Genomic DNA, 13,109 nt, shown 5'->3' on the forward strand with positions numbered 1-13,109 from the left:
TCCAGTTTGATCTTTTATAAAATAATAAAGCTTCGGCCTCTTCTCTAGATAACTAGAAACTAAGAGCTGTTCCATTTTCTGTAAAAATATAATCGATTCCCAATTGCTTCATTGAACCTAACCAATGGGAAGAGACATGACCGTCGGCAAACCAAAGGTTTGCCTTTTCACTGTGTCGATTATGAATTCTCAACCCTGAACTTTTTCCATTGTTGTTTTTATACCAATATTCATAGTTATTCCATTGGTGTATTACACCATCACTTTTTTTTGCGGAGTCTGAGTACCAAAAGAATTCTGACGGTGATTCTACTTCAGTAAGTTTGAAACCACTATAAGGACTTGTGATCTCACCTGTGCGCCCCCCAAGTCTTGGTGCACCATAAGTTACGTAATTTGTATCATTCAACCAGTCTCCCTCATAGGGCAATGATGGACAGGACATGGCCTCTTCTGTCCACTTAACATAGCCTCCCCCATTTAGAGCATGAGTCCACCAACGCCCAGGGGTATTAGGAAAACTGCCAGCTGCACCACTCACTGGAATTCTACCATCATTATCATCGGCAAACATATATGCAGACACACCAAGTTGTCCAATGGTGGATTTACAAACCGCTGATTTACTCTTCTTTCTGGCTTCTTTGAGTGTGGGGAGCAATAAAGACGCCAAAATACCAATAATAGCAACGACAACTAATAGTTCGATCAAACTAAATTTTTTTACCATCTAAAAGCTCCAAATTTATAACATTATTAATCTTTGATTATCGTGAAAATTAAAGCTTATGACAGATTTTGAAAAAAATTATAAAAAAAATTATTTTTTAATTTTTTCATTGTTTATCTACATTGATAATTTCGGAGCATGCCGGGAGCGCCGATTTGTAATCGGCAATTCTTATTGCGGACAAAAATTATCACGATTATCCAGTTAAGCGTGAAAGCTCATTTATACGCCGTTGCTTCAGAACGGTAAAACTTCTTAAATATAACTTCTATGGTTAAAGAGACTGTGTGAAAAACACAAATACAACTCAACTTAGGGCGTAAAGCCCGTCCGACTATAGCATGCACCGTGAGGTGCATGTGCCATGTTCGTAGCCATCAGAAAGGGCCCAATTTGTGGTCCGACACTATATGCCGGACTCACAAGTGAGCCCTTATTAACATTTTCACTAATATCCTGTGGCTCACGCCACGGACTATTCCATATCGGTGCTTTGCACCTAAAAGAGTATTTTTACACAGCCTCTAATGAGTTATGCTCAGTGCCTTTGGCACAATCATATTACATCGTTAGCTGGATAATCGTGAAAATTAAAGCTTATGACAAATTTTGAAAAAAATCATCTTTTTGAATTTCATAGAGTTCATCTACAAAGATAATGACAATTCATGCCGGGAGCAGCAAATACGAGCAATTACGAATTGAGAATTGAGAATTGAGAATTGAGAATTGAGAATTGAGAATTGAGAATTGAGAATTGAGAATTACGACTCCCGTCGGGAGCGCCGATTTGTAATCGGCACTTCTTATTTTAGATAACAAGTAAAATTTGACAATAATTGATTCTGCAGCGAATGAAATGAGCGATCTGCAGTGAGCTTTGCGAACGATCTGCAGCGAAGCGATCTCCTAACTTTAAAGGAAGGACCTCAGTAGTTTATCTGAGTCCCGCTTTCCGTCCAGCCGCTATTGAAGCCAAATTGTTTTAAGGAACCTATTCTATGGGGAGCAACGTGACCATCGGCAAACCATAGGTTGGCGGCCTCATCATGACGAGTATGAACCCTTTGCCCACTTGCACTTGCTGTTTGATGATAAATAAAATTATTCCATTGCTTATAAGCTCCTGTATCTTTAGCCGAATCTGCATACCAAAAAAACTCTGATGTTGATTCCACTTCGCTAATGCTGAAGCCAGAAAAACTGGTAATAGAAATTTCTCCTGTACGCCCTGCGAGTCTTGGCACACCATAAGTTACATAATTCTGTGTTGACCAGTCTCCTGGAAAGGGCAGTGATGGGCAGCTTGTAGCTGCTTCTGTCCATTTTAGATACCCCCCATCTTTTAGAGCATGAGTCCACCATCCACCGTTAGTATAAGAAAAATCACCGGAATAAGGAATTCTACCATCATTGTCATCGGCATACATACTTCCGGAAATACCAAGCTGTTTAAGTGTGGATTTACAAACCGCAGATCTACTCTTCCCCCTAGCACTCTTAAGAGTAGGTGCCAAAAGAGAAGCTAGAATCCCAATAATGGCCACGACAACTAAAAGTTCAATTAAACTAAATTTCTTCTGCATAGAGCTAACCTTATGATCTACTTTTAATTAAGATTGTATTGAAAATGAAGTAAATGACAAATTTCACAAAAAAATGATAAAAACACCCATTTAATTTATTTTATACACTTATGTATTTCATAAAAGGATAGCTTATGGAGAACTTATTCCGCATTGGAATGCGGGGCTCCCACTTTTAAAGTTAGAAGATCGCTTCGCTGCAGATCGTTTGCAAAGCTCACTGCAGATCGCTCATTTCATTCGCTGAAGACTCAAGATTATCAATTGAACTTAGTAGTCTATTAACGTACCGGCTTCCAACCAGCCGCTTCGAAAGCGCAATTGACTGAGTGAACCAATTCTAAGTGGGGCCACATGGCCATCGAGAAACCATACATTACCCGCCTCATCGTGACGGGTATGAATTCTTGAATCAGACCCTTGATTCCTTGACCTATTCCATTCAAAATTATGACTTTGGACTAAATCTCCACCTGAAGCCCTTGCGGAATCCGCATAAAAGAAATGCTCTGAACTCACTTCAACTTCATTTGAATTGAGCCATTTATTCTTAAGACCACCATCATCTGTATTATAATGCCCTGAACGAAGTGGAGCCTTATCCTGAACTACACCATAAACATTTAAAGCATTATCGATTTCATTCCAATTGGCCAAAGGTAGTGATGGGCAGGTAAAGGATTGTTCATTTATACTCGAAACATAGCCCATAGATCTCAATGGGTACACATACCAACCACCATTTAATTGAATGGTATACACGCCGTTATTATCTTCGGCATACATAACTGCGGCCATACCGAGCTGATGTAAATTTGATTTACACACAGCCGCTCGACTCTTTTCTCGAGAGCTCTTTAATGTCGGCGCCAAAAGGGAAGCAAGAATCCCAATAATGGCCACGACAACTAAAAGTTCAATTAAACTAAATTTCTTCTGCATAGAGCTAACCTTATGATCTACTTTTAATTAAGATTGTGTTGAAAATCAAGTAAATGACAAATTTCACAAAAAAATGATAAAAACACACATTTTATTTATTTTATACACTTATGTATTTCATAAAAGATAGCTCATGGAGAACTTATTCCGCATTGGAATGCGGGGCTCCCACTTTTAAAGTTAGAAGATCGCTTCGCTGCAGATCGTTTGCAAAGCTCACTGCAGATCGCTCATTTCATTCGCTGCAGACTCAAGATTATCAATTGAATTTAGTAGTCTATTAACGTACCGGCTTCCAACCAGCCGCTTTTAAAGCGCAATTGACTCAATGAACCAATTCTAAGTGGGGCCACATGACCGTCGAGAAACCATACATTACCCGCCTCATTGTGACGGGTATGAATTCTTGCACTAGAAGCTTGACTCATTGATCTATTCCATAGAAAATTATAACTTTGTACTAAGCTTCCACCGTTAGCCCTAGCGGAATCGGCATAAAAGAAATGCTCTGAACTCACTTTAACTTCATTTGAATCTAGCCATTTATTCTTAGGACCACCACTATTTACCTCATAATACCCTGAACGTACTGGTGCCTTGTCCTGGGCTACACCATAAACATTTAGAGCATTGTTAGTTACATTCCAATTGGCTAAAGGTAGTGATGGGCAGGTAAAGGATTTTTCATTAATACTCGAAACATAGCCCATTGCAGTCAGTGGATACACATACCAGCCTCCATTAAATGAAATGGTATACAATCCCTCGTTATCATCAGCATACAGGCCTGCCGCCATGCCAAGCTGATGTAAATTTGATTTACACACAGCCGCTCGACTCTTTTCTCGAGAGCTCTTTAATGTCGGCGCCAAAAGAGATACCAGAATCCCAATAATGGCCACAACAACTAAAAGCTCGATCAAACTAAATTTCTTCTGCATAGCTTACAACTCCTAATTTTACCAGCTATGATTGTCGTGAGCTGTCTTTGAATGACAAAACATCGAAATAAACAATTAAATTCTACAATTTGATGCCGATTAACAATCGGCACTCCCAGGCCTTTGCTTTATTCCGCGTCGGAACGCGGGGCTCCCAGCGATTACAAATCTTCAAATCGCCCGTTCACCAAATCCTCAATTAGAACGTTATTTCATACATATCTTTTATTCTGCAAAGATGATGCACAGGGGACTTGGAACACTGACAATATTTTTTGTATTAAAAGTCAACTCGCCCGTTTGCTGATTAATTTTAAAGACTGACACGGTGTTGGAAAATTGCCCTGCTGCGAGAATCCAGCTTGAGCTGGGATCCATATTGATATTGCGAGGCCATGACCCACGCACTGGCTCAGCTTCAACGAAGCTTAATTTGCCTGTAGCTGCGTCAAGCTTAAAAGCTGAAACGCTATCGTTACCGCGATTGGATGACCAGATGAATTTACCATTGGGATGAACGAGAATCTCGGCAGAGGAATTAAAAACTTCTTTGTCCTTCACTTCTTTAGGCAGTGCTGAGGTGACTTCCAATAATTTGGCTTCACCCTTTTTGCTATTGTAGGCAAAAGTAGAGACTGAGAGATCTAGCTCATTAAGTAGGTAAATAAACTTGCCATCAACTGAAAAACGCATGTGGCGTGGACCTCCACCGGGTATTGTTTTAGCGAGACCGTGTTTAGTAATTCCCGATAAGTCATCTTTCACTTTGTAGATGTGAATATTATCTGTGCCAAGATCTGGGACAAAGGCATATTTGCCATCAGGTGAAAAGCCAGTCCAATGAGGATGTGGATCATTCTGACGTGTGGGATGAACTTTCGAAGCGCCCTCATGTTCAATCCTCACCCTCTCCCCTAGTTCACCGTCTTTGTTAAGGGGAAAGTAAGCAACTGATGGCCCTAGATACTGGGCTGTCAATAAAAATTTACCTGAAGGATGAACGCTGATATGTGAGCCTTTATTGCACTTAATGAGTGAGCTGGAAAACTTCTTGAGTCCTCCTTTTTTGTCAATCTTATAAGCAACAACTGCATGCCCCTCAGCTAGCTCGGCACAAGCATAAAGCTTATCTTTTTCCGGATGAAGTGCTAAGAAATTGACATTTTTTAATTCTGCAGCCAAAGACGGATGAGACAGTTTACCCGACTTGGTATCAAATTTTGATTTGTAAATACCGAGGCTTCCTCTTCCTCCGGTCCCAAAATAAACATTTACCGTTTCGGCTAAGCAAAACGTATTTAAACTCAAAAGTGCTATAAAAACTTTTAATTTTCCCATGGCGTATCATCCTATTTATCATTTAATTTAAGTATTATTGTCGTGAGCCAGCAGGATATTACTACTGAGGATAAATAATTCTGTAATTAAGCTGAGTTATTATTTATAGCTGACTTTCGTTTTAATAAATGCATTTTCATGAACATGCTGCTCCTTGCTTACGATCAAATTCTTCGTAAATTTAAAGGAGTCCATATTCTTATGAGAGGGGAAACCTGATATGGTAGACATCTCCTCTATCTTACTATCGTGAACATCTAAGATGCTAAAACTCATGTAGGAAATACAGCGGATATCACGAAGCCCTGAATTGCCCGACAAGTCATATTTCAATGAATTAAGCCCCCCTCGAAGCTTCCCTTTAATCTCCAACTTATTCTCCTGACTTAAAAGCCAGTTCAAATCTTGTTGAACTTCAAAGATCTTTTTTCCAGGAGTTCTCTCAGTATTGATGATAGCCCAGGCATATATCTGAGATTTAAGGGTGTAAAGCTTGTCTGTTTCTATGTGCTTTACCACCACAGGATAAACTTCCTGAATCGTCAAAACTTTATCTGATTTTAGAGCCTCCAACTCAGCAAAACAATCCTTAATGGGATCACTGTGCACATTGTGTCTTCTAAGGTTTTTTACTGTGAGAGCAATATCAATTTGCTTTAGAGCTTCGGAGTATCTCTGCTGGACGCCTAAAGATTTGACCAGCCCCATCCTAGCCTGATAAAACTTTGGATTATGAATGATAGCTGCTTTGAAAGCATCTACAGCTTTTGAGTTATTAAAAAGATAATATTCCGAGCGTCCTTCAGAAAAATAACTTTTACTGGTTTCTATGGACATTTTTTCATTTAAATCGAGCAGCTTCTGTGATTTAATCAGGGCTTCATTTGTCCTTTCTTTTTCCTTCTTCAAACTATCGATAAAAATGAGTGAACCTAGAACAATGACAAAAACGAGAGCCATCGCTGAAAGACAAATTTGTTTATTTCGCTTATAAAGTAAATAGAGTTGTCTAAAAAAGGATGACTCTTCAGCAGCAGTCATATAGCCGTGTCGGTAAGAGTCAATATCTGTAATAATATCATCCACGGACTGATAGCGCTCTTTAGGGTCCAGTTTCATGGCTTTTAAACAGATAGCTTCCAGGCTGGCTGGTATATTAAGACCAGGATTCTTCCGACTGGGTGCTAGAATGTGCCCTTTTAAAGTCAAATCAATGGTCTCTTTTACATTTTCTCCATCTAGAGCATGATCCAAGCACAACAATTCGTACAAAATACTTCCCAAAGCATAAATATCGCTGCGCTCATCCTTTGCTTCATTTCCACCTTTTGCCTGTTCTGGCGACATGTAACCCGGAGTGCCTTTTATCTCCCCACTCAGGGTATAATAGCGCTTACTGTAGTAATCCAAACTTTCAGTCAAAGTCTGATCAATCTCTTCGTTTCTACCAAGTATTGCAGCCAGCCCCCAGTCGCAGACAACAACATCCCCATAGGTACTCACGGTGATATTATCCGGTTTTAAATCTAGGTGAGCAATAGCTCGCGAATGGGCATATGCCAGGGCATCACATATCTTTAAGAAGATGTCAATTCGCACGGGAAGAGGATAATCTGTAAAATCCTTCTCGTTATCATTTTTTAATTCTTCCAGGATATCTCTTAGAGTGCGCCCCTGAATCAGCTTCATTATAAAAAAGGGCTGTCCCTGCTCATCAAGCCCAATATCATAAAGTGGAACAATATTAGGGTGCTGAAGCATGGCTGTGATTCTAGCTTCACGAAGAAAACTCTCAACGGTTTGTTCATCCTGAGAACTCTTGAGTACTGCCTTGGCAACAATCCTTCCGGATACATTATCGGTGGTGCGGATAATCTTTTTCATTGCACCGGAGCCAGCAAGCTGAGCGTTGGTATAACGCTTATCTATATTTGACAAAGTATTGAGAAGGCTGTTTTCACGTCCATCTTCATCCGCTACATCATATAGACTTTCCCAACTCTCTATATCGTCATTCATTTGGCCAAAACCACTTACTTAAGTACTCATTAATATATGAAAACGTTCTTTAAAAACCCTACAGGGAGTAAGGGTTCGATTCCTAAAAATCAGCCCAACTCACGCTGAAGTCTTTGAATCTCTTTGATCATTTTCGGAGCTATTCTTTTCTTATTAACCGAAATCGTGTTTTTGGGCATGGAAAGACGTTCTGAAATACTCTCAACCGATTCACCTTCCATGAGTGCAGAAAAACTGAGACGGGAATTTTCTGTCAGATCGTCCTTAATATTATCCCAGGCCATTTTTGAAATAAACATTTTCCATTCACGATCAGAGATTTCTTCAATTTCTGGACTAAGAGAAGTTGGGATTTCAATTTCTTGGTCAAGTTCGGCTCGACGGCGGTATTTACGTGAATGATTACTAACGGTGTATTTGGCGATGCGACTCAACCAATAACGAAAGCGTCCCTTGTCGGGTTCGTACTGAAATTCTGGAAGTTTTTGCCAACAGACAATCAATGTCGTTTGGACATGGTCTTCAATTTCATGGGCTTTTACACCAAAGGTTTTTATGACGTGATAGATGTAAGGACGATAAATCTCGACAAATTCATTCCATGAATCTTCGCTATACACATCCTTAATTTTTTGTAGAAGAGTCTGTCTAGTGTAGTACTTCATAAAAGCAGCTTGTTCCAAAAAATTAAGTTTTAAAGTAATCAATAAGTGTCGATACTGATATTGTTTTCTAAGCTACACCAAAATTGTAATGAAATACAAACATATTACAAGTCAAATAGTTTTTTTTAAAAAAAACTAGAATATAGGGTCAATGACTTAAGTTTTCTTCATATAAATGAGTTCCACAATTGAAAAAAATATTGCAATGCTTTGCTTCCACTTATTGCCACAGAGGCAAGTCTATTTTCTGTTAGTTCGAGGTGTAGCCGGCTCCTCGAGCAAAGCGATCCTTTAAGACTTCTTTTTCTTATTTTTTTTAGCTTTTTTAAGCTTAGGCTTAGGTGCTTTAAAAAGACTTGGCTGTTGATCCATTTCGTCCAGGACTTGTTTTAAATTCATAAATGTCGCCTGGTCTCGTTCACTTGATGAGTCAAAATCCACTTTTTCTTCTTTGAAGTGTGCGGGGAACTTTTGATAAATAACTTTGCCTTTGTCTTTCAGGACGCCATGACTGACATTGCGAGCCCACTCACCACCTTTGAAATACCAGATATAAATTTGTTTTTTATCACGACTGCCTTCACCGGAAAGTACTGGCCATAAACTCAAACCATCCTCTGGATAGTTTTCGGGCAATGGTGCCCCAGAAATCTCACAAAGCGTCGGCATGATATCGGAAAACTCCACCAATTCCTTATCCTGCACTTTTGGAGAAATCTTACCCGGCCAATTCACAATAAAAGGAACGCGAGTCCCTTCATCCAAAACCCTGCCCTTTTTGCCAACAACTTCCCTATCGTTCCATTGCGTCTTAATTGGAGAATCCGTCCCATTATCACCCGTAAAAATCACTATCGTATTATCGCGAAGACCAAGAGCTTCCAACTTAGTGATAATTTTGCCAACGATTTTATCGGCGTACTGAACCATATCACGGAAATGAATTTTCTTTTGTTTATCATCACCCGGCCCCTTGTAGGTCTTAGACCCCGGTGATTTAGGATCCCAGGTTACGGAGTCCGGAGTTGCATCAAAAGGACAATGAGTCAGAATCATCGGGTAATAAACAAAAAAGGGTTTCTCTTTATTTGTTTCCATAAAGTCACAAATAAAATCTGCACAGACATCTGGACCATATTCACCATTTTTGTAGTCCACTACCTCACCATTGATCTCCAGCTGAGGATTGGGGAAACGACTATCAAAACTTGTTCCTGGTTTGACTTTTGGGCGAAAGTGCTGCCAGAGGCAAGCTTGATCAAAACCAAAATGCTGAGGGGCATCTTTTTCTTTACCTAGCTGCCATTTGCCGGCAATTGCGGTGGCATAGCCCGCCTTTTTAAGCTGGTGGGCAAAAGTCGTCTGTGAACGATCCAAGACCCCAAACCTGGTGAAATTGCGTTTGTTATACAAGCCCGTCATAATCTTCACTCGAGATGGTGTGCAAATGGGATTGGCGAAACATTGCTCAAAGCGCATGCCTTTTGCAGCTAACTTATCGAGTTCAGGTGTATTATAATCTTGGCTTCCGTTTGAACTCAAGCACTCATAGCCCATATCATCGGCCATAATTAAAACGATGTTAGGCTTTTCATCCGTGGCTAAAATCCTAAAACACAGCATTGATGTTAAGATTAAACTGAAAACTTTGATCATATTACCTCTCTAAATTTTATAATTAATACACCACCATTTTTATAAAATTTCTAAAACGGGCAAATAAATATAAAATTTTTAATATTTATTTTTCACTGCAGTGAACTCGCTTGAAATTGCCCGTATGGCAATACCTGAGAACTCAGCGTTCCGACGCGGAATGAAGCTAATGACAAAACCAAGCTGCCCGTATGGCAATGCCTAGGAGCGCCGATTTGTAATCGGCACCAACATTGTCTATCTATATGCTTATAGTTTCTTTCTCTGGTTTGATTGGCTCAGTAGGATCACTTTCCTGAGCTGGCAGCTTTTCTTTTACTTTCGGCTGCTCAGCATTCTGCTGACTTTCATTGGACGTACTTAAGCCGCTATTATAAATTTCCAGATAATCTAGATTAGCTCCCCTTGTAAAGGATATTTTATTTTCACCCGGTTTTAAAGTGAGTTTTAGATCTAGGGTTTTATACCTTTGCCAATTTGAGGTACTGGGTAATTCCACGATGGACTTTTCCTCATTGACTTTCATAAAAGTTTTCATATTTCGGTCACAGGCATAAGCCAACTTTGCGTCGAATGTTCCAGCTGAGCTGCCATGATTGATAATGAATTCCACCGAAGCACCCTTTTTTTGCAGATCTCCCACAACCTGACTTCCAGAGGCAACTTTGACGGTTTTTATAACTGCACCGTTAGTCAGAGTTCCCGCTTCAATTTCATAACGTTTTACATTTTCAGCTCCATACACAAATGAACTGAATAAGAGGATTAAAGAAAGGTATTTCATTTTATATTTCCCTAAATTAAATTATTTATTGCTATCGAACTTACGTTCATCTAAAAGCTTCTTGAGCTCAGCACGAATTTCCGGATAATCATTAGCCTGGTTCTTACTTTCTGCTACATCCTCAGAAAGGTTGAAAACTTGCACCACTTTTGGATTGTGTTTCGGCCTCACCGGCATTGACCAATGACCAAACTCATGGCCCTGGCGGTATTTCCAATCGCCTTTGCGAACGGCACTTTTTCCATAATAAAATATTTCATAGGGTGTTTTCACAGTCGCATCACCAGTGATCAGTTCACTTATATCGTAGCCATCCGTTTTTAGGTCCTTGGGCAATTCTGCTTTTGCGATCTTCGCAAAAGTTGGCATAAAATCCATAGTGCTGGCCATTTCCTTACATTCACTTCCAGCAGGGATTCGAGCCGGCCATCTCATAATAGTGGCCACGCGCTGCCCACCTTCATAGCTTGAGCCCTTACCATCGCGAAGTGGGTCTGCTTTTCCTCCATGATCCGCCTTAGAAAGCCAAGGACCATTATCGGACGTAAAAATAACCAAGGTATTTTTATCAACTCCGTGCTTTTTGAGGGCATCCATGACGCGTCCAGTGTTGTGATCGATTTCTGCGATGACATCGGCGTAAAGCCCCTGCCCAGTTTTACCATCAAACTCAGGAGAGACAAAAAGTGGTACGTGGGGCATGGGGTTCGCCAAATAGAGAAAAAATGGCTTCTTGGCTTTTGCGTTCTCCGCAATAAAGCGAATACTTTCGTCAGCGAGGCGACGCGTTATTGTCGTTTGATCCAGGGGAAACTCGATACATTCTTCATCGCGCATGAGAGGTACTTTATCTCTCATGTCAGGTTGTTTATTTTTCATGAGTTTAGTAAAGGCAAGAGCAATTTTCTCTGGCGTTACTCCCTCACGGTAAAAACAATCTTCGGCGTATTTCATGCTTTTAGAGGGGTACATGTCATTACTATAAGGAACACCGTAATAGGAATCAAAACCCTGATTCCTTGGTAAATATTTTGGCTCATCACCCAAATGCCATTTACCACAGGCAAAAGTGCTATAACCAGCCCCTTGAAGTAGCTGAGCAATGGTAAAGTGATCTGGGCTTAGGCCCTTGCTACCATCTCTCGTTACACGATTGGGAAAGAAGACTCCGTTAACGCCCACATTCTCTGGATAACGCCCCGTAAGCAGTGAGGCACGAGATGCAGAGCAAACTGGTGATGCCACATAAAAGCTTGTAAACTTCCTTCCCTCTTCCGCCATTTGATCAATTCGTGGAGTTTTATAATTCTTAGCTCCAAAACAACTCAAATCGGCATAGCCCATGTCGTCGTTCAAAACAATGATAATATTCGGCTTCTCTCCTGCTGCTTGAGCATTTGCTCCTAGGCTAAAAAGGGCTAATAAAGCAATGAAGGTATTTTTCATATAGAGTCTCGTTTGTTAAATGATTTTAGAACAATTGTCACAAGTTTATTAGTAATGACAGGCTTTAACATGTTTTTTAACTAATCTCTCAAATTTAATTATTATAATGAATTACCCTGAAATTGTCGCAAGAAATCTAAGTATGACAATTTTTTAACATATTTTATAACTTTTATAAAAATTAAACCACCTACAAAATAGATGATATCCAATTCCGCAATAAGCTAAGAAAACTGTACCTTAAATTTAACTATGAAGATAGCTATATATTCACTAGACCTATTCTTCATCTTTAGGTTCCATTTTAATCATTCTATTAAGAATACTTGGTATAAGCTTGTTTAATGATTGAATTTTAGCTTCATTAATAACGCGTTTTTTTTCTATAAAAAATGCTGGTCTGGTTTCGGTTGTTTTGGCTTCTTCTTCTAGAGATAAATATAAAAACTCATTTCTAACATCCCATAAATTTGCTCTACTTATATATAAGCTATCAGCAATTGTTCCTGGTATAAAAAAAGGAGTGATAATCAAACAATATGTAGCGCCTAGTACATTATTATGTTTGTCCACAGATCCGATTCCATCAATAACCATTACAGCGTCTGCACCTAATCTTGCCGCGGCAAGCCTTATATCTTTTAAGCTAATACCGTGAACTATAGAGTTGTTGATCACAAACAGATCTGAAACTATTTTTTTATCAATTAAGTCTTTTTCTAATTCTGCAATTTTATTTTTATTCTCTAAAGTCAATGCAGTTCTATCATGGCAAAAATGGTGATAAGTGAATGAGTCTTTAAAATAAATAGCTAACTTAAATGGCTTGGGTAATTGAGCTTTTAAATTTAATATTCTCTCAATTTCATTACATGTATTAATTTGATCTCTACTTAAACTTTCACGCATTAATCCTCTATCAAAGCCTTGACTAGATGCGCATGAAAATAAAAATAGTCCAGCTATTAAAATTAAAATTTGTTTCATTTTTTTCCTTTGTAA

11 protein-coding genes are annotated in these 13,109 nt (G+C 39.3%); all 11 read right to left on the reverse strand.

What is annotated here, in order from left to right; translation table 11 throughout:
- Positions 1-52: 52 nt before the first annotated feature.
- Positions 53-730, reverse strand: coding sequence for a prepilin-type N-terminal cleavage/methylation domain-containing protein (locus PQO01_RS09105; RefSeq protein WP_274313705.1), 678 nt, complete (start codon positions 728-730; stop codon positions 53-55).
- 929 nt (positions 731-1,659) lie between these two features.
- Positions 1,660-2,316: a prepilin-type N-terminal cleavage/methylation domain-containing protein gene (locus PQO01_RS09110; protein WP_274313706.1), complete on the reverse strand. Its 657-nt coding sequence runs from the start codon at positions 2,314-2,316 to the stop codon at positions 1,660-1,662.
- A gap of 270 nt (positions 2,317-2,586) precedes the next feature.
- Entirely contained in the window at positions 2,587-3,258 is a 672-nt protein-coding gene (locus PQO01_RS09115; protein ID WP_274313707.1) for a prepilin-type N-terminal cleavage/methylation domain-containing protein, read from the reverse strand.
- A 269-nt stretch (positions 3,259-3,527) separates the two neighbouring features.
- Positions 3,528-4,199, reverse strand: a complete 672-nt coding sequence (locus PQO01_RS09120) for a prepilin-type N-terminal cleavage/methylation domain-containing protein (protein ID WP_274313708.1) — start codon at positions 4,197-4,199, stop codon at positions 3,528-3,530.
- 225 nt (positions 4,200-4,424) lie between these two features.
- Entirely contained in the window at positions 4,425-5,537 is a 1,113-nt protein-coding gene (locus tag PQO01_RS09125) for a lactonase family protein (RefSeq protein ID WP_274313709.1), read from the reverse strand.
- A 99-nt stretch (positions 5,538-5,636) separates the two neighbouring features.
- On the reverse strand, positions 5,637-7,556 hold the full coding sequence (locus tag PQO01_RS09130) for a serine/threonine-protein kinase (protein WP_274313710.1): 1,920 nt from the start codon (positions 7,554-7,556) through the stop codon (positions 5,637-5,639).
- A gap of 89 nt (positions 7,557-7,645) precedes the next feature.
- On the reverse strand, positions 7,646-8,221 hold the full coding sequence (locus PQO01_RS09135) for an RNA polymerase sigma factor (protein ID WP_274313711.1): 576 nt from the start codon (positions 8,219-8,221) through the stop codon (positions 7,646-7,648).
- 291 nt (positions 8,222-8,512) lie between these two features.
- Positions 8,513-9,877, reverse strand: coding sequence for a sulfatase family protein (locus tag PQO01_RS09140; RefSeq protein ID WP_274313712.1), 1,365 nt, complete (start codon positions 9,875-9,877; stop codon positions 8,513-8,515).
- 241 nt (positions 9,878-10,118) lie between these two features.
- Positions 10,119-10,661 (reverse strand): carbohydrate-binding protein, encoded by a 543-nt coding sequence (locus PQO01_RS09145; protein WP_274313713.1) that lies wholly within the window; start codon positions 10,659-10,661, stop codon positions 10,119-10,121.
- A gap of 21 nt (positions 10,662-10,682) precedes the next feature.
- On the reverse strand, positions 10,683-12,107 hold the full coding sequence (locus PQO01_RS09150) for a sulfatase family protein (protein WP_274313714.1): 1,425 nt from the start codon (positions 12,105-12,107) through the stop codon (positions 10,683-10,685).
- Positions 12,108-12,386: 279 nt separating this feature from the next.
- Complete coding sequence (locus PQO01_RS09155; RefSeq protein WP_274313715.1) at positions 12,387-13,094, reverse strand: hypothetical protein; 708 nt, start codon at positions 13,092-13,094, stop codon at positions 12,387-12,389.
- Between the last annotated feature and the right edge of the window lie 15 nt (positions 13,095-13,109).

Source organism: Lentisphaera marina (assembly GCF_028745505.1).
Lineage (GTDB): Bacteria > Verrucomicrobiota > Lentisphaeria > Lentisphaerales > Lentisphaeraceae > Lentisphaera > Lentisphaera marina.

What these genes read in the sequence shown, in the direction of transcription:
- PQO01_RS09105 (WP_274313705.1), bottom strand. Translation starts at nt 730, where the DNA reads ATGGTAAAAAAATTTAGTTTGATCGAACTATTAGTTGTCGTTGCTATT.
- PQO01_RS09140 (WP_274313712.1), bottom strand. Translation starts at nt 9,877, where the DNA reads ATGATCAAAGTTTTCAGTTTAATCTTAACATCAATGCTGTGTTTTAGG.
- PQO01_RS09145 (WP_274313713.1), bottom strand. Translation starts at nt 10,661, where the DNA reads ATGAAATACCTTTCTTTAATCCTCTTATTCAGTTCATTTGTGTATGGA.
- PQO01_RS09155 (WP_274313715.1), bottom strand. Translation starts at nt 13,094, where the DNA reads ATGAAACAAATTTTAATTTTAATAGCTGGACTATTTTTATTTTCATGC.
- PQO01_RS09110 (WP_274313706.1), bottom strand. Translation starts at nt 2,316, where the DNA reads ATGCAGAAGAAATTTAGTTTAATTGAACTTTTAGTTGTCGTGGCCATT.
- PQO01_RS09150 (WP_274313714.1), bottom strand. Translation starts at nt 12,107, where the DNA reads ATGAAAAATACCTTCATTGCTTTATTAGCCCTTTTTAGCCTAGGAGCA.
- PQO01_RS09125 (WP_274313709.1), bottom strand. Translation starts at nt 5,537, where the DNA reads ATGGGAAAATTAAAAGTTTTTATAGCACTTTTGAGTTTAAATACGTTT.
- PQO01_RS09130 (WP_274313710.1), bottom strand. Translation starts at nt 7,556, where the DNA reads ATGAATGACGATATAGAGAGTTGGGAAAGTCTATATGATGTAGCGGAT.
- PQO01_RS09115 (WP_274313707.1), bottom strand. Translation starts at nt 3,258, where the DNA reads ATGCAGAAGAAATTTAGTTTAATTGAACTTTTAGTTGTCGTGGCCATT.
- PQO01_RS09135 (WP_274313711.1), bottom strand. Translation starts at nt 8,221, where the DNA reads ATGAAGTACTACACTAGACAGACTCTTCTACAAAAAATTAAGGATGTG.
- PQO01_RS09120 (WP_274313708.1), bottom strand. Translation starts at nt 4,199, where the DNA reads ATGCAGAAGAAATTTAGTTTGATCGAGCTTTTAGTTGTTGTGGCCATT.